Origin of the sequence: Amycolatopsis sp. NPDC049688, from assembly GCF_040674975.1 — a bacterium.
In the GTDB taxonomy this organism is placed as follows: Bacteria; Actinomycetota; Actinomycetes; order Mycobacteriales; family Pseudonocardiaceae; genus Amycolatopsis.
Genome location: NZ_JBFANY010000020.1, coordinates 42,043 through 64,339, shown reverse-complemented (window position 1 = coordinate 64,339; position 22,297 = coordinate 42,043). Strand labels below are relative to the sequence as shown.

At 72.0% G+C, this 22,297-nt stretch carries 21 protein-coding genes; 6 read left to right on the top strand and 15 right to left on the bottom strand.

What is annotated here, in order from left to right; genetic code table 11:
• Positions 1-164 precede the first annotated feature (164 nt).
• Positions 165-3,248: an amidohydrolase family protein gene (locus AB0J55_RS40100; protein ID WP_364261353.1), complete on the top strand. Its 3,084-nt coding sequence runs from the start codon at positions 165-167 to the stop codon at positions 3,246-3,248.
• A gap of 1 nt (position 3,249) precedes the next feature.
• Here AB0J55_RS40100 and AB0J55_RS40095 read toward each other — a convergent pair whose 3' ends face one another.
• Complete coding sequence (locus tag AB0J55_RS40095) at positions 3,250-4,689, bottom strand: GuaB1 family IMP dehydrogenase-related protein (RefSeq protein WP_364261350.1); 1,440 nt, start codon at positions 4,687-4,689, stop codon at positions 3,250-3,252.
• 44 nt (positions 4,690-4,733) lie between these two features.
• Here AB0J55_RS40095 and AB0J55_RS40090 point away from each other — a divergent pair, with 44 nt between their 5' ends.
• Both AB0J55_RS40090 and AB0J55_RS40085 read left to right on the top strand, forming a co-directional pair.
• Entirely contained in the window at positions 4,734-5,201 is a 468-nt protein-coding gene (locus tag AB0J55_RS40090) for a DUF309 domain-containing protein (RefSeq protein WP_364261347.1), read from the top strand.
• A complete protein-coding gene (locus AB0J55_RS40085) occupies positions 5,195-5,710 on the top strand; it encodes a hypothetical protein (RefSeq protein WP_364261344.1) in 516 nt (171 codons plus the stop codon). Before AB0J55_RS40090 ends, AB0J55_RS40085 begins: the two co-directional genes overlap by 7 nt.
• Here the strand turns inward: AB0J55_RS40085 and AB0J55_RS40080 are convergent.
• Positions 5,707-6,330 carry an MBL fold metallo-hydrolase gene (locus AB0J55_RS40080; protein WP_364261341.1) on the bottom strand — a complete coding sequence of 208 codons (624 nt, stop codon included), beginning with the start codon at positions 6,328-6,330 and terminating at the stop codon, positions 5,707-5,709. The two genes, AB0J55_RS40085 and AB0J55_RS40080, sit on opposite strands and share 4 nt — an antisense overlap.
• A 97-nt stretch (positions 6,331-6,427) precedes the next feature.
• Between AB0J55_RS40080 and AB0J55_RS40075 the strand changes: the two genes are divergently transcribed.
• Positions 6,428-7,636, top strand: a complete 1,209-nt coding sequence (locus AB0J55_RS40075; RefSeq protein ID WP_364261338.1) for an NADH:flavin oxidoreductase/NADH oxidase family protein — start codon at positions 6,428-6,430, stop codon at positions 7,634-7,636.
• Here AB0J55_RS40075 and AB0J55_RS40070 read toward each other — a convergent pair.
• The 6 genes from AB0J55_RS40070 to AB0J55_RS40045 all read right to left on the bottom strand — a co-directional run bounded on the left by AB0J55_RS40070 (position 7,633) and on the right by AB0J55_RS40045 (position 14,516).
• Complete coding sequence (locus AB0J55_RS40070) at positions 7,633-8,247, bottom strand: Pr6Pr family membrane protein (RefSeq protein ID WP_364261335.1); 615 nt, start codon at positions 8,245-8,247, stop codon at positions 7,633-7,635. The genes AB0J55_RS40075 and AB0J55_RS40070 overlap by 4 nt on opposite strands.
• A 77-nt stretch (positions 8,248-8,324) precedes the next feature.
• Complete coding sequence (locus AB0J55_RS40065; RefSeq protein WP_364261332.1) at positions 8,325-8,765, bottom strand: hypothetical protein; 441 nt, start codon at positions 8,763-8,765, stop codon at positions 8,325-8,327.
• A 200-nt stretch (positions 8,766-8,965) separates the two neighbouring features.
• Entirely contained in the window at positions 8,966-10,498 is a 1,533-nt protein-coding gene (locus AB0J55_RS40060) for an ATP-dependent DNA ligase (protein WP_364261329.1), read from the bottom strand.
• A 40-nt stretch (positions 10,499-10,538) separates the two neighbouring features.
• A complete protein-coding gene (locus tag AB0J55_RS40055) occupies positions 10,539-12,203 on the bottom strand; it encodes a substrate-binding domain-containing protein (RefSeq protein WP_364261326.1) in 1,665 nt (554 codons plus the stop codon).
• A 70-nt stretch (positions 12,204-12,273) separates the two neighbouring features.
• On the bottom strand, positions 12,274-13,119 hold the full coding sequence (locus AB0J55_RS40050) for a helix-turn-helix transcriptional regulator (protein ID WP_364261323.1): 846 nt from the start codon (positions 13,117-13,119) through the stop codon (positions 12,274-12,276).
• Positions 13,116-14,516 (bottom strand): class II fumarate hydratase, encoded by a 1,401-nt coding sequence (locus tag AB0J55_RS40045; protein ID WP_364261320.1) that lies wholly within the window; start codon positions 14,514-14,516, stop codon positions 13,116-13,118. The genes AB0J55_RS40050 and AB0J55_RS40045 overlap by 4 nt, the downstream gene beginning before the upstream one ends.
• A gap of 122 nt (positions 14,517-14,638) precedes the next feature.
• Between AB0J55_RS40045 and AB0J55_RS40040 the strand changes: the two genes are divergently transcribed.
• Positions 14,639-15,628 carry an NAD(P)/FAD-dependent oxidoreductase gene (locus tag AB0J55_RS40040; RefSeq protein WP_364261318.1) on the top strand — a complete coding sequence of 330 codons (990 nt, stop codon included), beginning with the start codon at positions 14,639-14,641 and terminating at the stop codon, positions 15,626-15,628.
• A 1-nt stretch (position 15,629) separates the two neighbouring features.
• Here the strand turns inward: AB0J55_RS40040 and AB0J55_RS40035 are convergent, their stop codons facing one another.
• The 6 genes from AB0J55_RS40035 to AB0J55_RS40010 all read right to left on the bottom strand — a co-directional run bounded on the left by AB0J55_RS40035 (position 15,630) and on the right by AB0J55_RS40010 (position 20,123).
• Positions 15,630-16,379 (bottom strand): serine protease, encoded by a 750-nt coding sequence (locus AB0J55_RS40035; protein ID WP_364261315.1) that lies wholly within the window; start codon positions 16,377-16,379, stop codon positions 15,630-15,632.
• An 8-nt stretch (positions 16,380-16,387) separates the two neighbouring features.
• A complete protein-coding gene (gene glpX, locus AB0J55_RS40030) occupies positions 16,388-17,437 on the bottom strand; it encodes a class II fructose-bisphosphatase (RefSeq protein ID WP_364261312.1) in 1,050 nt (349 codons plus the stop codon).
• 85 nt (positions 17,438-17,522) lie between these two features.
• Positions 17,523-17,759, bottom strand: coding sequence for an exodeoxyribonuclease VII small subunit (locus tag AB0J55_RS40025; RefSeq protein ID WP_364261309.1), 237 nt, complete (start codon positions 17,757-17,759; stop codon positions 17,523-17,525).
• A complete protein-coding gene (locus tag AB0J55_RS40020) occupies positions 17,756-18,154 on the bottom strand; it encodes a hypothetical protein (protein ID WP_364261306.1) in 399 nt (132 codons plus the stop codon). The genes AB0J55_RS40025 and AB0J55_RS40020 overlap by 4 nt, the downstream gene beginning before the upstream one ends.
• The gene (gene xseA / locus AB0J55_RS40015) at positions 18,151-19,398 is read right to left on the bottom strand and encodes an exodeoxyribonuclease VII large subunit (RefSeq protein WP_364261303.1); all 1,248 of its coding nucleotides are present in this window, start codon (positions 19,396-19,398) and stop codon (positions 18,151-18,153) included. The genes AB0J55_RS40020 and xseA overlap by 4 nt, the downstream gene beginning before the upstream one ends.
• A complete protein-coding gene (locus tag AB0J55_RS40010; RefSeq protein WP_364261300.1) occupies positions 19,395-20,123 on the bottom strand; it encodes a lipid droplet-associated protein in 729 nt (242 codons plus the stop codon). The genes xseA and AB0J55_RS40010 overlap by 4 nt, the downstream gene beginning before the upstream one ends.
• 142 nt (positions 20,124-20,265) lie before the next feature.
• Between AB0J55_RS40010 and AB0J55_RS40005 the strand changes: the two genes are divergently transcribed.
• Positions 20,266-21,261, top strand: coding sequence for a 4-hydroxy-3-methylbut-2-enyl diphosphate reductase (locus AB0J55_RS40005; protein WP_364261297.1), 996 nt, complete (start codon positions 20,266-20,268; stop codon positions 21,259-21,261).
• Between the two features lie 164 nt (positions 21,262-21,425).
• Here the strand turns inward: AB0J55_RS40005 and AB0J55_RS40000 are convergent, their stop codons facing one another.
• Positions 21,426-22,178, bottom strand: a complete 753-nt coding sequence (locus AB0J55_RS40000) for a DUF6542 domain-containing protein (protein WP_364261294.1) — start codon at positions 22,176-22,178, stop codon at positions 21,426-21,428.
• Between the last annotated feature and the right edge of the window lie 119 nt (positions 22,179-22,297).

Here is a 22,297-nt window from a genome sequence, read left to right as displayed (position 1 = left end):
CCGGTGGGTCGGCGGGCGTCACCTTCGCGGGGGTCAGTTGCTCCACATCGCCATTGTCCGTGAGGATGGCTGATCGTTCGGAACTCGCCTTACCACTCACGACCGCGGTGAAAAACCCGCTCGGCCGCTGTACGGCCGATCCGGGGCTGGGCATAGTTGGCCGCATGGGGCCGGAAAATCTTTCCCGTCGTGAAGTTCTAGTCCGTGGTGGGGTTGCCGCCGCCGCGCTGGCCGTGGCGGGAACGGGGGTCGCCGAGGCCGAACCGGACGTCCGGCCGGATGCCGGGCCGGACGGGGTGGTGCTGCGGCAGGGCACGAACATGTCCGCCGCGCTGTCGCCGGACGGCCGGTGGCTCGCGGTCGACCTGGTCACCGGGATCTGGGTGCTGCCCGCCGCCGGCGGCCGTGCTCGCCGGCTCACCGACGACCTGCAGGACGCCACGCTCCCCAGCTGGTCGCCGGACGGCCGCCGGATCGTGTTCCAGTCCTACCGCGACGGCAACTTCCACCTGTACGTCATCGATGTCGCCGGTGGCACGCCGGTCAAGCTCACCAGCGGGCAGTTCGACCACCGGGAACCCGTGTTCTCCCCGGACGGCACCAAGATCGCCTTCAGCAGCGACCGGGACGGCAGCTACGGCGTCCACCTGCTGGACGTCGCCTCCGGAGCGATCAGCACCGTCGTGTCCACCGCCGACGAAGAGGCGTCGCCGCGGTGGTCGCCCGACGGCACGAAGATCGTCTTCACCGTGAACGACACCGCCATCGACGTCGTCACCCTGGCCACCGGCGCCCGCGCGCGCCTGGTCACCGCGACCGGCGCCGACAAGTTCTACGGCCCCGCCTTCGGCCCGGGCGGGCGGCCCAGCTACCTGCGGCTGCGGGGCGCCGAAGCGGACCTCATGCTCGGCGACCAGCAGCTGACCCAGGGCGAGGACGTCTTCGGCTTCGCCGCGAACTGGTCCGGGGCCGCCGTCATCTACACCGCCGACGGGCACATCCGGCGGCGTGAGGAGTCCGGCGCCGTCAAGGACATTCCGTTCGAAGCGCGCGTGTCCACGGCGACCCGCGACTACCGGAGACGGGTCCGCGACCTGGACTCGGCCGCGCCGAAACCCGTCCGGGGCCTCGCGAGTCCGGTGGTGTCCAAGGACGGCAAGCAGATCGCGTTCCGGGCCCTCAACGCGATCTACGTCGTCGCGGCGGCCGGGGGCCGGCCGCGGCGGCTGATCGGCGACGGTTACTTCAACTCCGACCCGGACTTCCACCCCGACGGGACGAAGCTGCTCTACACGAGCGACCGGCTCGGCACCGCCGACCTGTGGCTGCACGACTTCGGCACCGGCCAGGACACCGTCCTCACGCAACTGCCGGGCGCCCAGGTCGCGCCGCGGTGGTCGCCGAACGGCGGCCGGGTGGCGTACGCCGACCAGGACGGCGCCACGTGGGTGTACGACGTGGCCGCGGGCCAAGCCCAGCAGGTGACGCCGCCGCTGTTCATGCCGGGCCGGCCCACCTGGTCGCCCGACGGGACGGTCCTCGCGCTGGCCGCGGTGAAGCCGTACTCGCGGCGGTACCGCGAGGGCACGAGCCAGATCCTCACGGTGAACCTGAAAACCCAAGAACTCCGTTACGCCGAGCCGATGCCGTTCCGGTCGCTCGCCACCCGCGGCGACGACGGTCCACTGTGGTCACCCGACGGCCGGTACCTCGCGTTCACGGTGGAAAGCGTCGCCTGGATCGCCCCGGTCGACGGCACCGGACGGCTGATCGGGGCGCCGCGGCAGGTCACCCACGACGTCACCGATTCCCTGGCCTGGCAAGGGAACGACACGCTGCTGTACCTGTCGAAGGGACAGCTCAAGGCGCAGAAGATCACCGGCGGCGAGCCGCGCACGATCCGGCTCGACTTCACCTGGGCGCGCCCGCGCCCGCCGCAGCGGACCGTCATCCACGTCGGCGCGGCGTGGGACGGCGTCGCGCGGACCCTGCGGCGAAACGTCGACATCGTCGTCGACGGCGGCCGGATCGCCGACCTCCGGCCGCACCGGGACGCCCCCGGAACGGTCGACGCGCACGACCTGACCGCCATGCCCGGGCTCGTCGACCTCCACAACCACTGGCACCTGCGCGGCCGGCAGTGGGGCGACCGGCAGGGCCGGCTGTGGCTGTCCTACGGCATCACCACGACCCGCTCGCCCGGCGACCCGGCCTACCAGATGCTGGAGACGCGCGAAGCCCTGGAATCCGGGAACCGCGTCGGGCCGAGGTACTTCGGCACCGGGGAAGCCGTCGACGGCTCCCGGATCTACTACAACTTCATGCGGCCGACGCTGTCGCCCGGGCAGCTCGACCTGGAGCTGTCCCGCGCGGTCGAGCTCGAGTACGACATGATCAAGACCTACGTCCGGCTCCCCGTGGCCTCCCAGCAGGCGGTGGTCCGGGCCGCGCACCGGGCGGGCATCCCGCTGTCGTCGCACTACCTGTACCCGGCGGCGAACCTCGGCATGGACGCGATGGAGCACACCGGGGCCACCAACCGGCTCGGGTACTCGCACACCGTCAGCCGGATCGGCCGGTCGTACCAGGACGCGATCGCCCTGTTCACCCGCTCGGGGATGTCGATCACGCCGACGTTGTTCACCTCCCGGGCGCTGTACGCCGACGACAAGTCGCTCGTGACCGACGAGCGCACCGAGGTCCTCTTCCCGCCGTGGGAATACCAGCTGCTCAAGACCACGGCGGACACCGCGGGCAACCCGGAGAACGCGTACCTGCGCCAGGTCCTCGCCGGGAACGTCGACATGGTGCTGCGGATCCACCGGGCGGGCGGGTTCGTGGTCACCGGCACGGACTCCCCGCTGGACAACGTGGCCGTCTCCACCCACCAGAACCTGCGGGCCATGGTCGCGTTCGGGTTCACGCCGTACGAGGCGCTCACCACCGCCACCCGCAACCCGGCGCGGTGGCTGGGGCTGCAGGACCGGATCGGGGTGCTCAAGCGAGGGGCGAACGCCGACCTGTCGCTGGTCAGCGGCAACCCGTTGCAGGACGTCAAGGCGGCCGCGAACGTCCGCAGCGTCATGGTCGGCGGGGTGCTGCGGACGGTCGGCGAGCTGCTGGCGCCCTACCGGGACCAGCCGGGCACGCGGGCGGCCACCGAGGTGGCGCCCGCGGCCCGGTCAGCGGAGAAACAGCACTGGTGGCACGTTCCGGAGTGGTCGGAACACGTGTGCTGCGCGGGCTGAGTCACCAGCCCGCCGGCAGCGGGCGGCCTTCGGCGAACCCGGCCGCCGACTGGACGCCCAGCAGCGCGCGCTCGTGGAACTCCTCCAGGGTGCGCGCGCCCGCGTAGGTGCAGGACGAGCGCACGCCGGAGCCGATCGAGTCCAGCAGGTCCTCGACGCCGGGACGCTGCGGGTCCAGGGACATCCGCGACGACGAGATGCCCTCCTCGAACAGCGCCTTCCGCGCCCGGTCGAAGACGTTGTCCGTCCGCGTCCGCGCGCCCACCGCGCGCTTCGACGCCATCCCGAACGACTCCTTGTATGGCCGGCCCTGCTCGTCGAACCGCAGGTCACCGGGGGATTCGTAGGTGCCGGCGAACCACGAGCCGACCATTGCCGCAGACGCGCCCGCGGCCAGCGCCAGCGCCACGTCACGCGGGTGGCGTACGCCGCCGTCGGCCCAGACGTGCTTGCCCAGCTCGCGCGCGGCGGCCGCGCAGTCGGCGACCGCGGAGAACTGCGGGCGGCCCACGCCGGTCATCATCCGGGTCGTGCACATCGCGCCCGGCCCGACGCCGACCTTGACGACGTCGGCGCCGGCCTCGATCAGGTCCCGGGTGCCCTCGGCCGTGACCACGTTCCCAGCGACCACCGGGACCTGCGGCGACACCGACCGGACGGCCCGCAGCGCGGTGATCATCTTCTCCTGGTGCCCGTGCGCGGTGTCGACGACCAGCACGTCCACGCCCGCCTTCAGGACCGCCTCGGCCTTCGCCGCCACGTCGCCGTTGACGCCGATCGCGGCCGCGACGCGCAGCTTGCCGTCGCCGTCGACGGCCGGGGTGTAGATGTCCGCGCGCAGCGCCCCGACGGCGGTCAGGACGCCCGCCAGGCGGCCTTCGGCGTCCAGGCCCAAGGCCAGGGTGGCGCCGTGGCTGTGCAGCAGCTCGAAGACCTCGCGCGCCGGCGTGTCCAGCGGCACCGCGACACTCGCGGGCTGGGCAACGTCGGCGAGCCGCGCGAAGCGGTCGACGCCCGCGCAGGCCGCTTCGTCGACGATGCCGACCGGGCGGCCTTCGCCGTCGACGACCACGACAGCGCCGTGTGCGCGCTTGTGGACCAGGTTGAGGGCGTCGGCGACCGCGTCACCGCCGGTGAGCACCAGCGGCGTGTCCCACACCGTGTGCCGGCTCTTCACCCAGCCGACGATCTCGCTGACCGCGTCGGTGTCGACGTCCTGGGGCAGCACGACCAGGCCGCCGCGGCGGGCGACGGTCTCGGCCATCCGGCGGCCGGCGACCGCGGTCATGTTGGCGACCACGATCGGGATGGTCGCGCCGGTGCCGTCCGCGGTGGCGAGGTCGACGTCGAAGCGGGACTCCACGTCCGAACGGTTCGGCAGCAGGAACACGTCGTCGTAGGTCAGGTCGTGGGCGGGCCGGTGGCCGTCGAGGAAACGCACGAGTCACCAGACTACCTGCCGGGCCCGTGGCAGGATCTGAGGGTATGAGCCGCCGCGACCGGGACAACGAGGGACGGGCACGCAACGCACGGCCGCGCGACGGCCTCGGCCGGCCGCTGCCGTACGGCTCGGACGGCGTCGAGCGCCAGCCCGAAGGCATCGAGCGCACGCCGGCGCAAACGCTCGCGGAGGCCCAGCACCTGCTCGACGACGGCAAGCCGTTCCACGCCCACGAGGTCTTCGAGGACGCGTGGAAGACGACCGACGGCCCGGACCGCGAGCTCTGGCGCGGCCTCGCGCAGCTCGCCGTGGGGCTCACGCACGCGGCGCGCGGCAACAACGTCGGCGCGGTGTCCCTGCTGGAGCGCGGAGCGGCGAACATCGAGCCGTTCCGGAGCGAGCCACCGCACGGCATCGACGTCGCCGGGCTGCAGGAGTGGGCGCTCGCGTTGGCGGAGGAGGCGAAGGAGCGGGTGCGGGTGACGCCGAGCGTGCCGCGGCTGACGTGCTGACGGCGCTCGGGGCCGCGGTGATCGCGGCGGTCGCCTCGCTGGTCGGCGTGACGCTCGGGGCGCTTCTCGAGCCGTTGAAGCTGAACGCGGCACGGCGGGCGAAGCTGCGGCAGGATCGGGCCGACCGGTGCGCCGGAATGATCGAGGCCGCAACGCGGGCTCGCAAGCACATCATCGACATCAACGTGATCCACCGCCGCCGGAAGCTCCACGAAGAGGCCGAAACCGACGCGCAGCGGGAGATCGAGTTCGAAGACGCGTACTACACGGCTCGCACCGACATGCGCGCGTTCTACGGGCTGCTCGTGATGAGCGGGCCGGACGAACTGGTGGAGCAGGCGAACCTGCTCCGCAGAAAGGAGATGGAACTCCACCGCACCCGGTGGGAGCTCGACGACTCCGGGAAGTTCGACCGGAGATTCCTGCCCACATCGGTTCGCGAAGCAAGCGCCGCCTTCGACCGGGCGATCGAGGACTTCGCCCTCGTCGCCCGGAAGCACACTTCCTAAGGCTGTTCCCAGCCGTCCGAGGCCGCCTTCTCGGCGCCGATCGTGGTGCCTTCGCCGTGTCCGGTGTGGACCTTCGTCGCGTCCGGGAGGGTGAACAGCTTCTCGCGGATGGACCGCACGATCGTCGGGTAGTCCGAATAGGACCGGCCGGTGGCGCCGGGACCGCCGTGGAACAGCGTGTCGCCGGTGAACAGCACGCCCAGTTCCGCCGCGTACAGGCAGACGGCGCCGGGCGCGTGCCCCGGCGTGTGGATGACCTGCAGTGCCGTGCCCGCGACGGTGAGCACCTCGCCGTCGGCCAGTTCGCCGTCCGGGGCGCGGTCCGGGTGCGTGAGGTCCCAGACCACCCGGTCGTCCGGGTGCAGCAGGATCGGCGCGCCGGTCGCGGCGGCCAGCTCGGGGGCGGCGTTGACGTGGTCGTTGTGCGCGTGGGTGCAGACGATCGCGGCCAGTTTCCGCTCGCCCACGACGTTCTCGATCGCCTTCGCGTCGTGCGCCGCGTCGATGACGATCACCTCGGCGTCGTCGCCCACGAGCCACACGTTGTTGTCGACGTCCCAGCTGCCCCCGTCGAGCTCGAAGACGCCGGAGGTCACCAGGTTCTGCACGATCGCCGTCATGCGCCCGACCCTAGTGGTCATTCGACGGGTAGATGACATACCGGCGGTATGCTACCGTCGAGTCATCTTACCGTGAGTAAGTTCGAGAGGTGACGCGATGACGCTGCTGGCGGAACCGCTGAAGCTGCGGTGCGGCGCGGTGCTGCCGAACCGCCTGGCCAAGTCGGCGCTGAGCGAGCAGCTCGGCGACCGCCGGAACGCCCCCACGCGCGAGCTCTTCGAGCTGTACCGGACGTGGGCGCGCGGCGGCGCAGGTGTCCTGGTCACCGGGAACGTCATGGTCGACCCGGCCGCGCTCGGCGAACCGCGCAACGTGGCGGCGACCGCGGACCCGGCCGGCTTCCGGGCCTGGGCGCGGGCGGTCGAGGGCACGGACACGCAGCTGTGGGTGCAGCTGAACCACCCCGGCCGGCAGAGCCCGCGCTACCTCTCCCGCGAGCCGGTGGCGCCGTCCGCCGTGTCGTTCGGCAGCCGCGGCATCCGCACGGCCTTCGCGCCGCCGCGCGCCCTGACCGGCGACGAGATCGAAGCCATCATCGACCGCTTCGCCGTGGCGGCGCGGACGTTCGCCGACGCCGGTTTCCACGGCGTCCAGATCCACGGCGCCCACGGCTACCTCGTGTCCCAGTTCCTTTCGCCGCTGACGAACCGGCGCACCGACGCGTGGGGCGGCGACGCGCTACGCCGCCGCCGGTTCCTGCTGGAAGTCGTCCGGCGGGTGCGCGCGGCCGTCGGGGACGGCGTGCCGGTGGCGGTCAAGCTCAACAGCGCCGACTTCCAGCGGGGCGGCTTCACCGAGGAGGAGTCCCTGGAGGTCGTGCGCGAGCTCGGCGAGGCCGGGCTGGACCTGCTGGAGGTTTCCGGCGGCACGTACGAGAAGGCCGCGATGATGGGCTCCGGCCGCGCGAGCACCCAGGCGCGCGAAGCGTACTTCCTGGACTACGCGGCGAAAGCGCGTGAAGTCTCCGACGTCGCCCTGATGGTCACCGGCGGTTTCGCGACCCCCGGCGGGATGGAGGAAGCGCTGCGCTCGGGCGCGCTGGACGTGGTCGGGCTCGGCCGGCCGCTGGTCGTCGACCCGGGATTGCCGGCGCGGCTGATCGCCGGCGAGGACGTCCGGGCGGAGCGGCTCTGCCCGAAGACCGGGATCCGGCTGGCCGACAGCCTGCTGGAGATCCAGTGGCACACCCGGCAGATGCACCGGATCGCCGAGGGCAAGCCGGCCGACCGGCGCGGCGCGCTGCCCACGCTGGTGCAGGCCGGGCTGACCGACGGCCTCAACGCGTTCCGCCGCGTCCGCGGTTAGGCGGGTTCGACCGGCGCGAGCCGGCGGTCGTACAGGAACGCGCCGGCGGCCAGGGCGGTGAAGAAGAGCCCGATGAAGACGCAGTTCAGCGTCACCTGGCCGTAGCCGAGGGCGCCCGCGTCGACGAACGGGTACGGGTAGAAGCCGGTGATCGCCCCACGCGGGAGGGTGAACGCCAGCCAGGCCAGCGGGTACAGCAGCGACCACCAGACCGTGCGCCGGCTCAGCACGCCTCGCGGGGCGGCGAGCAGCCAGGCGAGGACGAACAGGATCGGCGTCACCTTGTGCAGCATCGTGTCGGCGAACAGCGAGAGGCCGTGCAGTTCGTAGAGGCCGGCCAGGGCGACCTGGTAGACGATGCCGGTCACGATGATGCCGACCAGGGCGTCGAGCCAGAGGACGGTGAACAGCCTGCCGCGCGCCACGCCCAGCGCGACCAGCGCCGAGGTGAGCGTGACCAGCAGGTTCGAGTCGATCGTGAAGAAGCAGAGCAGGTTCGCGACCCGCCCGTCCGCGGCACTCGCGGTGGCGGCGACCTGGGTGCCGAGGCCAGTGAGGGCGACCAGGGCGGTGACCGCGAACCAGGCGCGGGTGAGCTTCTCGCTGCGCATCGGGGGAGCTTAACTCCACTGTGGACCGATCGCTGCCGGGTGCGCCCCGGTGCCGTCCGCACCGGGGCGCCCGCTCGTCACGCCGCGAGCAGCGAGTCCCGGAGCGCGATGAACGCCTCGTACTCCGCCTTCTGCTCGACCGGCAGCTGGTAGGCGGCGGCGAGGAGTTTGTTCACGGAGGGGAGGATGCTGAGCCGGAACGTCCGGCCGTCGGTCGTCTTGATGACGAACCGGCCCTGCAGGTCACGCTTCTTCACCGACGCGCGGTTCGTGTCGGTGATCGTCAGCGGCGTGCCCGCGGTGACGGTGCCGTTCTTCTCCTCGAGCGGGACGAGGACGAGATCGGTCTGCCCGGGCCGGAAGCCCAGCGCGAAGTTGGCGACGCTGGTGGTGCGGAAGATGAGGTAGTTCTTCTGCCGGATCTCCGCGGCGTACACCTTGGTGTAGCTCGCTCCGCCGTCGACGGCGCCGTCGAAAGCGGCGTGGATGGCCGCCTTCATCTGTTCCTTGCTGACCACTGGTTGCTCCTCCGTGACCGCTCGGGAAGTGAGCGGAATCCCTGTGAAGGAGCGCACTTTAGGGAATCTTCGGCACCGGCCGTGTCGGGAAAATTCTCGTCACCGCACGTCGAATTCGTCGAACGGCGTTCCGGGCCCGACCTCGCTCCACTGTGGCCGGTGCGGACCGCGGGCACCAGCGACTTTCGTCTGTCCTTGCGTCAGCTCCCTTCCGAACGGTCGCCGTGCAGCAGCCCGCGGACCGTGTCGATCGTGTCGGCGTCCGCCGGGTCCTTGTCCGGGCGGTAGCGGACCACCCGCGCGAACCGCAGGGCCAGGCCGCCGGGGTAGCGCGTCGAAAGCTGGGCGCTGTCCAGCTCGATCTCCACCACGATCTCCGGCCGCACGTACACCGTCCAGTCGTCGCGGTGGGTCTCGATCTCCTGGAACGTCCTGGTCTGCCAGGCCAGCAGTTCGTCGGTCATGCCCTTGAACGTCTTGCCCACCATGATCGGCGGGCCGCCGTCCGGGTCGCGGGCGCCCAGGTGCAGGTTGGACAGCGTGCCGGTGCGCCGGCCGTGGCCCCATTCCGCCCCGAGCACCACCAGGTCGATCGTGTGCACCGGCTTGACCTTCAGCCACGCCCGCCCGCGCCGCCCGGCCGCGTACGGCGAGGCGAGGTCCTTGACCATCACCCCTTCGTGGCCCGCTTCCATCGCCGCCTCCAGCACGGCGTCCGCGCGCTCGGTGCCCACCTCGCCGGGGATCACGTGCGCCCCGGCGACCTTGCGCAGCGCCGCGTTGCGTTCGGACAGCGGCGCGTCCAGCAGGTCGACGCCGTCGAGGTGCAGGCAGTCGAAGAAGTACGGCCGCAGCAGCAGGGCCTTGACCTGTTCCTCGCGGGTGCTGCCGAACCGGCTCTGCGTGTCCTGGAACGGGCGCGGCCGACCGGCGTCGGTCAGGGCCAGGGTCTCGCCGTCGAGCACCACCGACTCGCACGGCAGCGCCCGCACGAGCTCCACCAGCTCCTGCACGCTGGCGGTGATTTCGCGCAGGGTCCGCGTCCAGATGTGCACCTCGTCGCCCTGGCGGTGCACCTGGATCCGCGCACCGTCCATTTTGTACTCGACGATCGCCTCGGCGTGCTCGGCGACGGCCTCGTCGAGCGACTCCGCCGGCGACGCCAGCATCGGCTTGACCGGCGTGCCCAGGGTGAGCCGGAACTCCGCCAGCGCCGCCTGCCCGCCGGTCAGCGCCGCGACCGCGGTGACGCCGAGCTTGCCGGACAGCATGAAGGCCCGCCGCACGTCCGCGGCCGGCACCTCGGCCGCCGCCGCGACGGCGTCGACCATCACGCCTTCCAGCGCGCCCTGCCGCAGTTCGCCGGTGACCAGCCGGAACAGGAACCGCTGTTCGTCCTCGGTCAGCCGGACGAACAGCGCGCGCAGCACCTCCTGCCGCCGCGCGTTCGACCCCGTGCCCGCCGCGACGCCGGCGGCCGCGGTCAGGGCCGCGTCGACCTCGGTGACCGTGACGACGGGCTCCGCGGCCGGCGAGGCGCCCAGCGCGGCCAGGGTGCGCCAGCCCGCCCCCAGCCTGTCCTGGGCCGTCTGCCCGGTGAGGTAGGCGACCACGGCGGGCAGCTCGGCGATCTCCGCCGCGCGCAGCACCGCGGCCAGGAGGGCGATCTTCGCCTTCCTGGACCGGGTCGCCGCCAGCTCGGCGGACGCGCGGACCAACTCGTTCAGCAGCACCCGGACATCATGACCCGGACCACCGACAATTTCCGAGCGGCTAGCTGTCCGCCCTGGTGCAGAGGGGGTCGAGCAGCCCGTCCTTGGCCACGCAGGGCGTGTACCCGGCGTCCTGGAGCTCGGCCCGCGCGGCCGGGCTCGCCAGGTAGTCCAGGAACCGCTTCAGCACGCTCTCGCCGTCCGGCACGCCCTTCGTGTACAGGTACTCGACGGTCCAGAACCGGTAGCCGCCGTCGATGGCCGTGACGTCGGGGTAGCGGCCGTCGAGCTGCACGACACCCACCTGCGGGTTCCGGGAGGCTGCCGTTTTCGCCGCCGGGACGTCGGCGTACCCGATCGCGCCCGGCACCGCGGCGACTTCGGTGAGCACCTCGGCGGTCGTACCGCGTTCGCAGCGGGTGGTCGCCGCGGCCGGGTCGCGTTCCGGCCTGCGGCAGGAGTCCGACGTCAGCCGGTCCTCCGCGCCGCCCAGCACCTTCTGCTCGAACGTCTTGCGCGTGCCCGACTCCTGCCCGCGCCCGACGATCCCGATCGGCACCGACGGTCCCGGCCGCAGCTGGTCCCAGTTGCGCACCCGGCCGCTGAAGATGTCCTTGACCTGCTGGGTCGTCAACCGGTCGACCCCGGCGGCGCGGTTGACGACCAGGCTGTACACGACCACCGCGACGGCCTTCGCCTCGAGATCGGGCCCCGCTTCACCCGAGCGGCCGTCCGAGAGCACCGCGAGCCCGTCCTTGCCCGCCGCGTCGAGCGGGGCGAGCGCGCGGACGCCGGTGACGCTGCCGGTCGCGCGGGTCGTGATGGCCGCGTCGTCGCACTGGGCGTGGTACTCGGCGGCGATGCCGTCCATGATCGGGACGAACGCGCTCGACCCTTCGACCGACAGCTTCCCGGCGGCGCACTGCGCGGAGCCGCCCGGCCGGGACCACGACACGAGCAGCGTCGCCAGCAGCGCACCGGTCAGCAGCACCCCGACCGCCGTCGTGACGATCGGCCAGGTGATCCGGCGCTGCTTGCGCTCGTCCTTGATCCGGCCGGCGGCGAGCCGGGCGTGGTGGTCGATCTCCTTGCTGATCTCGCCGTCGCCGTCACCGGGCTCGCGCAGCACGACGACCAGCTTGAACTTCTCCTGGCGCTTCAGCGAAAGCCGCGCCAGCCGCACGCCGTGCCACTCGGGCGCTTCGGGCGCGGGTACGCCGGCCAGCCGCTTGGGCAGCAGGGCGCGTACGCGCGACAGCTTCGCACTTTCGACCGGCTGCGGGGTTTCCCGCGTGAAGAACTCCAGCCCTTCGCGGACGTGGCGGCGCAGGCCGTCGTCGGTGGCGTCGGACACCCGCGCGTCCCAGACGATCCGGCTGCCGAAGGTGAACGACAGCGGGATCTCGAAGTCGCCCGGCGCGATGTCGAACCCGCCCGTGTTGCGGATCCGGATCACCACCACGCTCATCCGGCTCAGCAGCCGCGCGGTGCGTTCCAGCTGCGGATCCGCCTGCGCGGAACCGTTTTCGCCGTCGTGCAGGTCGATCGGGGACAGGCCGATCTTCGAGTTGTAGAGCACCCGGAACGCCAGCCGGCGCCGCCGGATGAAGTAGCGGTCGACGAACGGCGCGGCCATCGCGACCAGCGCGGCGAGCCCCAGCACGAGACTGCCCGAGTCCGAGCTGAGGATCTCGGCGAGTGACTGCATCGTCGCGCCGACGCCCACCGTGCCCGCTCCTCTGCCCCCGGCTCCCCAGAAGAAGCAGCGTAGGCAGCGGGAACGCCGCGCGGGACGGCTATCGGTGAGTGTTCACCGGTCGTTCACCGGCGGCGATCCAGCTGGCCAGCAGGCCGAGCGCGCGGTCGCTCTCCGACCCGGGTTCGGCGTGGTAGATCACCATGCCCTGGTCGGGGTCGTCGGGCAGGCGCAGCGTCTGGTAGCGCAGCCGCAGCTCGCCGACGACGGGGTTCGCGAACAGTTTCCAGCCCTGGGCCTTTTCCTGGACCGCGTGCTCGGCCCACAGCTGCCGGAATTCCGCGCTGGCCGCCGAAAGCTCCGCCACCAGCCGGGTGAACGCCGGGTCGCCGGGGTGCCGGCCGCCCTCCGCCCGCAGGTTCGCGACCAGCTCGCGGCACACCGCGTCCCACTCCGGGTGCAGCTGCTTCGCGCGTTCGTCGGTGAAGACGAGCTTCGGCATGCTGCGCTCTTCGAGCCGGCCGAAGTCGAACGCGACCGCGCCGCCGAGCGGGTTCCAGGCCAGCACCTCCAGGTACCGGCCGAAGACGAACGCCGGCGCCTGGATGGCGTCGAGCAGCTGCTGCAGTTCGGGCCGGATCCGCTGCGGCGCGGGACGTTGCCGCCGGTCCGGCGCGGCGAGGTTGTGCAGGTAGGACTCCTCGCCGTCGTCGAGGCGCAGCGCGCGGGCCAGCGAGCCGAGGACGGCGTCCGAGACGTTCTTCGCGCGGCCCTGCTCCAGCCGCGTGTAGTAGTCGACGCTGATCCCGGCCAGCTGCGCCAGCTCTTCGCGGCGCAGGCCCTTGACCCGCCGGTGGGTGACCCCCGGCGGCAGGCCCAGCTCGGCGGGATCCAGGGCCGCGCGGCGCGCTTTCAGGAACGCGCCGAGCTGGGCCGCGTCGCTCATCCCTTTCCGCCGCGGGCCATGCGCAGCACGTCGAGCGCCTCGTCGAGTTGCTCTTCGGTGAGCCTGCCGTCCTTGACGAAACCGCGTTCGATGACGACTTCGCGGATCGTCTTCAGTTCCTTCAGCGCCTGCTTCGCGACCGCGGCCGCGGCTTCGTAGCCGATGTACTTGTTCAACGGCGTCACGATGGACGGTGAGCCCTCGGCGTAGGTCCGCGTGCGGTCGGTGTTCACGGTGATGCCCGCGAAGACCTTGTCCGCCAGCAGCCGGGAAACGGCCGCGAGCAGCCGCGCCGATTCGAGGACGTTCCGGGCGATCACCGGCAGGTTGACGTTGAGCTGGAAGTTGCCCGCGGCACCGGCGAACGCGACGGCCGCGTCGTTGCCGATCACCTGGGCGACCACCTGCAGCGTCGCCTCCGGGATGACCGGGTTCACCTTGCCCGGCATGATCGACGAGCCCGGCTGCAGGTCCGGCAGCGCCAGCTCGGCCAGCCCGGTGCGCGGGCCGGACCCCAGCCAGCGCAGGTCGTTGGCGATCTTGTTGAGCGACACCGCGATCGTGCGCAGGTGCCCGGAGGTCTCGACGACGCTGTCCTGCGTCGCCTGCGCCTCGAAGTGGTCGCGCGCCTCGGTCAGCGGCAGGCCGGTGACGGTGGCGAGCTCGGCCGCGACCGCCTCGCCGAAGCCGTCCGGCGCGTTGAGCCCCGACCCGACGGCCGTGCCGCCGATCGGCAGCTCGCCCAGCCGCGGCAGGCCCGACTTCAGCCGTTCGACGCCGTAGCGGATCTGCGACGCCCACGCGCCGGCCTCCTGGCCGAGCGTGATCGGCACGGCGTCCATCAGGTGCGTGCGGCCGGACTTCACCACGTCGGCCCATTCGGCGGCGCGCACCTCGATGGCGCCGGCCAGGTATTCGAGCGCGGGGATGACGTCCTTGGTGACGGCTTCGGTCGCGGCCACGTGGATGGTCGTCGGGAAGGTGTCGTTCGACGACTGCGACGCGTTGACGTGGTCGTTCGGGTGCACGTCCCGGCCGAGGGCCCGCGTAGCCAGGGTGGCGATGACCTCGTTGGCGTTCATGTTCGACGACGTCCCCGAGCCGGTCTGGAACACGTCGATCGGGAAGTGCGCGTCGTGCGCCCCCTCGGCGACCTCGTCGGCGGCGGCCGCGATGGCGTTCGCGACGTCGGCGTCGAGCACGCCCAGCTTGAGGTTCACCCGCGCGGCGGCGGCTTTGAGCAGGCCGAGCGCGCGGATCTGGGCCCGTTCCAGGCCCCGGCCGGAGATGGGGAAGTTCTCGACGGCCCGCTGGGTCTGCGCGCGGTAGAGCGCGTCGGCGGGCACGCGGACCTCGCCCATCGTGTCGTGTTCGATCCGGTATTCCTGGTCAGCCATGACACCGATTCTGGACCTGTTCGCGCCGCCCCGCGTGGTGGCGTCGCCCACCCTCGGCGGCGCGCGACGCTAGGATCGGGTGTGTTCTCGATCACCGCCATCCACCACTGGCTGGAGCGAGCATGACTGACGTTGCTGGGGATCCGTACGACCTCGTGATCATCGGCGCGGGCCCGACCGGCCTGTTCGCCGCCTACTACGCCGGGTTCCGCGGCCTCTCGATGGCGGTGGTCGACTCGCTGCCCGAGCCCGGCGGCCAGGTGACCGCGATGTACCCGGAGAAGATGATCTACGACGTCGGCGGGTTCGCCGAGGTCCGCGGCCGCGATCTGGTCGAGGGCCTGGTGAAGCAGGCCGCGCCGTTCAAGCCGAAGTACCTGCTGGGGCGCAAGGCCGAGAAGCTGGAGCCGGCCGCCGACGGCGTCGAGCTGACCCTCGACGGCGGCGAGACGCTGCGGGCCCGCGCGGTGCTGATCACCGCGGGCATCGGCGAGTTCACCCCGCGCCCGCTGCCGGCCGGCGACGGCTGGCTCGGCCGCGGCATGGTGCACTTCGTGCCGTCGCTGCAGGCGCACGCGGGGCAGCACGTCGTGGTCGTCGGCGGCGGCGACTCGGCGTTCGACTGGATCCTCGCGCTGCACCCCGTCGCGGCGAGCGTGACGCTGGTGCACCGGCGGGCGAAGTTCCGCGCCGCCGAGTCGATCGTCCGGCAGGCCCGCGAGCTGGGCACCCGGATCATCACCGACGCCGAGGTGACACGGTTCGTCGAAGCCGCGGACGGCACCCTCGAAGCCGTCGACGTCTCGATCAAGGGCGCCGGCGACGAGCGGCTCCCGGCCAACGCGGTCGTCGCGGCCCTCGGGTTCACCGCCGACCTCGGCCCGATCGAAAGCTGGGGCCTGGAGATCGACCACCGCGCCATCGCCGTCGACTCGACGATGGCGACCGCGCGCGAACGCGTCTACGCCGCGGGCGACGTCGCCGCGTACCCGGGGAAGGTCAAGCTGATCGCGACCGGTTTCGGCGAGGCGGCGACGGCCGTCAACAACATCGCCGTCGCGCTCGACCCGGAAGCCCACCTGTTCCCGGGCCACTCGAGCAACGCCGAGTAGGTCAGACCTTCGTCTTCTCCGCGATCCACGGCGCGTAGGCGACGACGGAGGTGTAGATCGACGGTGCCGTCGCGCATTCCGGGTCGTTGTTGCCCGGCCGGCTGGTGACGCCGACGAGCAGCCAGTGGTCGCCGGCGCGCACGATCTCCGGACCGCCGGAATCGCCGAAGCAGGCTCCGGCCTTGCCGCCCGGGTTGTCGGTACACAGCTCGGCCGTGCCGTCGAACACCGACGTGCACTTCGAGCCCTCGACGATGTGCGTGTCGAGCTGCTGCAGCGTCGTGGGGATCGTGCCGCAGTTCACCTTCGGGCAGGTCTGGCCCCAGCCGAGGATCCGGGTCGCGGTACCGGGGGACGCGGCCGCCGCCAGGGCGATCGGCGCCGCGGTGACCGGCGCCGGCAGCCGCAGCAGCGCGATGTCCCCGGCCGGGCTCTGCGTGTTGAACGCCGGGTTGACGATGATCTCGGCGGGCTGGGCGACCTCGCCGCCCTGGCCCGAGTCGTTCGTCCCCAGGCGCAGCGAAATGGCGGCCGGGGTCTTGCCGAACGCGCAGTGCGCGGCCGTGACCACCCAGGTGGGCGCGATCAGCGCGCCGGCGCAGAACAGCTTGCCCGACGTGGTGTGCAGCGAGACCGTGAACGGGTACTGCTGGTCCGCGGCGACGCCCCCGACGATGGCGGGGGCGGCCGCGGCCGTGCCCGGGACCAGTACCGACAGCAGGGCCAGCAGAACCAGCAGTCGCCTGGTCACGGAACTCCTTACGGCAGCGGGGGCACGACGTCGTCGTCGGGCGCGTCCAGGTGGCCGTCGAAGTTGACCGAGGAGTACGCCCGCAGCTTGTTCAGCCGGTGGTAGCCGTCGATCATTCTGACGGTCCCGGACTTGGACCGCATCACGATGGACTGCGTCGTCGCGCCGCCCTCGCGGTAGTGGACGCCGCGCAGCAGGTCGCCGTCGGTGACGCCGGTGGCGCAGAAGAAGACGTTGTCGCCGCGCACGAGGTCGTCGTTGAGCAGGATCTGGTCGAGGTCGTGCCCGGCGGCGAGGGCCTTCTCGCGCTCGGCGTCGTCCTTCGGCCACAGCCGGCCCTGCAGCTCGCCGCCGAGGCACTTCATCGCACAGGCCGCGATGATGCCCTCGGGGGTGCCGCCGATGCCGATCAGCATGTCGACGCCGGTGGTCGGGCGGGCCGCGGCGATCGCGCCCGCGACGTCGCCGTCGGAGATGAACCGGATCCGCGCGCCGGCCTCGCGGACCTCCTTGATGATCTGCTCGTGGCGCGGGCGGTCGAGGATGCACACGGTGACGTCGCCGACGCTGCTGTTCTTCGCCTTGGCGACCCGGCGGATGTTCTCCGCGATCGGCGCGCCGAGCTCGACCTTGCCGGCGGCTTCGGGCCCGACGGCCAGCTTCTCCATGTAGAAGACCGCGGACGGGTCGAACATCGCGCCGCGTTCGGCGACGGCGAGCACGGCGAGGGCGTTCGGCATGCCCTTCGCCATCAGGGTGGTGCCGTCGACCGGGTCGACCGCGACGTCGCAGTCCGGCCCGTCGCCGTTGCCGACCTCTTCGCCGTTGAACAGCATGGGCGCTTCGTCCTTTTCGCCCTCGCCGATCACCACGACCCCGCGCATCGACACCGTCGAGACGAGCTGGCGCATCGCGTCGACGGCCGCGCCGTCCCCGCCGATCTTGTCGCCGCGGCCGACCCAGCGGCCGGCGGCCATGGCGGCGGCTTCGGTGACCCGGACCAGCTCCATCGCGAGGTTGCGGTCGGGCGCTTCACGACGACTCTCTGCGGCGGACATCCTTGCCTCCCGGATCGTGGAACTGGCGGGTAGCCAGTCTGTCAGATCGCTGTCCGGTTTCCCGGTGCCGAGAGCATGGCAAACGTCACTGACCGGCGGCGGGTTCGTCCTCCGAAGACTCCACGGACGCCAGAGCGGCCTCGATGCGCTCGCGGGCGCCTTCGAGATGGCGCTCACAGACCTTCGCGAGCTTCTCGCCCTTCTCCCACAACGCCAGCGACTGCTCGAGCGAAAGCCCGCCCGCCTCCAGCTCGCGGACGACCTCGACGAGGCGGTCGCGAGCCTGCTCGTAGCCGAGTTCCTCGCCGGTTGTTTCACTCACGCTCGGTGTTCTCCGACCTTCCGGGCCTGCACGCTGTTCGCGCACACTACCGCGCTGGCCATGGCGTGGTCGTACCCGACGAACGCCAGCGCGAACTCCTGCCCGTCACCGTCCGCGATCGCCTCTTCGAGGTTCTCCTGCGCGCCGGCCACCCGCCTGCGGTGTCCCGCGCCCTCGGCGAACCACCAGCGCGAGCCGACCTGCATCGACGTCGCTTCCGACAGCCGCCGCAGCTGCGGCCCCAGGTCGCGGCGGGCAGCGGTGCCGCAGCCGGCGAGCAGCGCCGTCCAGCACTCGGCGGCGGCCCGGTCGGTGCGCACCGCCTGGTCCAGCAGCGGGCGTGCGCCGAGTCTCCTGGCCGCGTCCACGGTGAGCGGGAGGAACGTCACCTTCACTCCTGCTCTCCTTCCGCCACCGCCTTGATCGCGCCGTCGCCCACGCGCACGCGCAGCTGGGCACCGGCCTCGACTTCGGAGACGGAGCGGAGTACCTGGAGGTTGCCTTCGGCGTCGACGAACTGCACGACCGCGTACCCGCGGGCCAGCGTCGCCGCCGGGCCGAGCGCGGTGAGCCGGGCCCGCGCGCTCGCGATTTCGGCCTGGTCCTTGGCGAGCAGCGTGAGCATCGCGCGGCGGGCACGCTCGCGGTGGACGTCGACGTCGTCCTGGCGGCGCTGGACCGGGCCCAGCGGGTCGGCCAGCGACGGGCGGCTGCGGATCTGGTTGAGCAGCCGCGCCTGCGTATCGACCCAGCCGTGCAGCGCCCGGCGGCCGCGGTCACGCATCTGCCGGACCCGCTCGGTCTCCTCACGCAGGTCGGGCACGATCCGCTTGCCGGCGTCGGTCGGCGTCGAACAGCGCAGGTCGGCGACGTAGTCGAGCAGCGGGGTGTCGGGCTCGTGCCCGATGGCGCTGACCACCGGCGTGCCCGCGGCCGACACCGCGCGGCAGAGCGCTTCGTCGGAGAACGGCAGCAGGTCCTCGACGCTGCCGCCGCCGCGGGCGATGACGATGACGTCGATCTCGGGGTCGGCGTCGAAGATCCGCAGCGCCCGCATCACCTGCGGGACGGCCTGCGAGCCCTGGACGGCCGTGTTGAGCACCTTGATCCGCACGTGCGGCCACCGGCCCTGCGCATTGGCCAGGACGTCCCGCTCGGCCGCCGACGCGCGGCCGGTGATCAGCCCGACGCCCTTCGGCAGGAAGGGGATCGGCCGCTTGCGCTGGGCCGAGAACAGCCCTTCGGCGGTCAGGAGCTTCTTGAGCCGTTCGATCCGGGCCAGCAGCTCACCGATGCCGACGGCGCGGATCTGGTCGGCGCGCAGGCTGATCGTGCCGCGGCCGAAGAAGTACGACGGCTTCGCGTGCACCACCACGCTGGCGCCCTCGCGCAGCGGCGGCTCCATCTCACGGATCAGCCAGTTCGGGCAGGTCACGGACATCGAGACGTCGGCCGAAGGGTCGCGCAGGGTCAGGAACGCCGTCTGCGTGTTCGGGCGCGAGCTGACCTGCGTGACCTGGCCTTCGACCCAGACGGTGCCGAGCCGGTGGATCCAGTCGCCGATCTTGCGCGCGACGGTCCGGACCGGCCACGGCGCTTCCGCGGTGCTCGCGGGAGCCTGTGCGGACTCGGTGCTCACCGGTCTTCCGCGCCGTCTTCCTTGTTCTGCTCCGCCTTGCGGGCGTTGGCGATCCGGCGGGACAGCATGCCGGTGAACGACGAGCGGTCGGCGTGGGCGCGTTCGTACTCGAGGATGGTCTCGAGCTGCTCGATCGAGAACTGGCGCAGCCGGGCCCGCAGCTGCGGGAGGGTGAGCTGGTCGTAGCCGGTCAGGCCGGCCGGACCCTCGTAGCCCGCGGCGCTGGTCCGGGGCGTCTCGCTCTTGGTCTTCTTGTCGACCTTGGGCGTGCCGGGCTTCGGCGTCTTCGGCGGTTCGGCTTCGCTGTCGTGCTCGCCGTCGGCGTGGTCCTCGGCGAGCGCGCGCTCCTCCTCGGCCCACGGATCGCCGAGCTCCGCCTCGAGCTCGGCGGCCGACGGAACGCGGCCGTTGATCTCCGAGCGCGGCTCGGGCACGTCGGCGACCGGGGCCAGGTTCGGCCGCGCGGGCGAGACACCGGGCTCGGCGTCCTCGTCGAACGTCGCCCAGCTCGGCGTGTCTTCCACCGGGCGCAGGCTCGACAGGGCGCTGTCACCCTTGATCGCCAGCTCGGTGACGTGCTGCTGCACGCGCATGGAGGCCTGCAGGACCTGGCTGACCACGGTCACCGGGAGCCCGGCCAGCTGCCGGGGAAGTTCGCGAACCCGCTCGGCGGTGGAGACGGCGAGGCCCGCGGCGACCCGGAGGGGGAGCGGGAATGGCTTCATGGGTCCAGCCTGCCGCATGACCGCCGCTCCTGCCCAACCGAATGGGCGCAGCGCGTGACCGGCGGCACAGCCCGGCAGGGGGACGAAGCTCACCCGAAAGGGACTTCGAGTTCGTCTCGGGGCTGCCCGTACCCTGGGTGGCATGAGTGCAGCGAGTCCCGGAATCGAGCCCGCGGGTACCCCCACGATCACCGGAACCGCTTCCGGCAAGCGGGTGCTGCTCGCCAAACCCCGTGGTTACTGCGCGGGTGTCGACCGCGCGGTGATCGCCGTCGAGAAGGCCCTCGAGGTCTACGGCGCCCCGGTGTACGTCCGCAAGGAGATCGTCCACAACAAGCACGTGGTCGAGACGCTGCGCGAGCGCGGCGCGATCTTCGTCGACGAGACGTCCGAGGTGCCCGAGGGCGCGCTGGTGGTGTTCTCCGCCCACGGCGTCTCGCCGATGGTGCACGCGGAGGCGGCCGAGCGGAACCTGCGCACGATCGACGCGACCTGCCCCCTGGTGACGAAGGTGCACAAGGAGGTCAACCGGTTCGCGAAGGACGACTACGACATCCTGCTGATCGGCCACGAAGGCCACGAAGAGGTCGAGGGCACGGCCGGCGAGGCGCCGGACAAGGTCCAGCTGGTCGACAAGGCCGAGGACGTCGACAAGGTCCAGGTCCGCGACCCGTCGAAGGTGATCTGGCTGTCCCAGACGACGCTGTCGGTCGACGAGACGATGGAGCGCGTCGACCAGCTCCGCGAGCGCTTCCCGGGCTTGGCGGACCCGCCGAGCGACGACATCTGCTACGCGACGACGAACCGCCAGGTCGCGGTCAAGGCGATGGCCGCGGAGTGCGACCTGGTGCTGGTGGTCGGGTCGACGAACTCGTCCAACTCGAAGCGCCTGGTCGAGGTGGCGCTGAAGGCCGGCGCTCGTGCGTCCTACCTGGTCGACTTCGCGCACGAGGTCGACGAGGCGTGGCTGTCCGGAGTGACGACGGTCGGGGTCACCTCGGGTGCGTCGGTGCCGGACATCCTGGTCATGGAGCTGCTGGACTGGCTCGCCGAGCGCGGCTACGGCGACGTCGACGAGGTCACGACGGCCAACGAGAAGATCTCCTTCGCCCCGCCCAAGGAACTGCGGAAGGTCTGAGTTCCGCCGTCCGGCGGCGAGCCCCTCCCGAGGCTCGCCGCCGTGTCGCCCCTCCAATCACGCGTGATGTCCTTTCAATCACGCGTGATGACTCTCTGATCACACGTGATGCCCTTCGGCGCATGCGAAACGGCGGCCACCGCTTTGGTGACCGCCGTTTCTGTTCAGCGTTCTTCGTCGTCCCAGGGCCGGTTCCGCCGTGGCGGAGCGGTCCGGCCGCCGGACGGCCGGCGGGGCGGCGGAGTGTCGCGGCCGTCCTCGGCGGGCGGCCGCGGACGCCGTCGCGGAGCGTCACCACGCGGCTCGCGCCGGCCCTCTTCGGGGCGGGGGGTGCGCCGGGTGGCCGGCGGCGGCTTGCGCGTGCCGCGGGTCCCGGGGTCGCGTTCGGCGGGCGCGCCGGCCCGAGGTGCGCGGCGTTCCCCGTCGGCGGGCGGCCGCGGCCGCCGCGGCGGTTCGCCGTCCCGCCCCCGCCGGGCCCCGGCCGGCAGGGGCGTCTGCCCGGTGCGGTTCGAGCCGGCCGGCCGCGGACGGGCGGCAGCGCGCGGCTGTTCGTCGTCGTCCTCGCTGGTCTTCTTGAGTTTTTTCGGGGCGTCCGGGTCGCGCTCGCGGACGATGCGGACAACGCCGATCAGCAGCGTGATGCCGGTGGTGATGGCCATCATGGGGAAGCTGTTGATCAGCGGGGTGCCGATGCTGAGGGCCTTCGACAGCATGTCGTCGCCCGTGGCCTGCGACCCTGAGGTCAGCAGGATCACGGTGGGCACGGTGACGGCCAGCACCAGCGGCGGCATCACCATGGGCCCGAACAGCCCCCGGCGCTTCACGGCGCAGACCGCGATCACGGCTCCGGCGATGAAGCAGGCGACGAAGACCACGGGGATGTTCGACTGGCTCGGCTTGCCGAGGAGGGCGCCCACCACCGCCAGGCCAAGGCCGACCAGGACCGCGGCCCACCAGGGCAGTCCCCGCCTCGAACCGACGACAGGACGCTCATCCCACGGCACGGGGACGTCGTCGGCATCTGGATCGCTCTGGC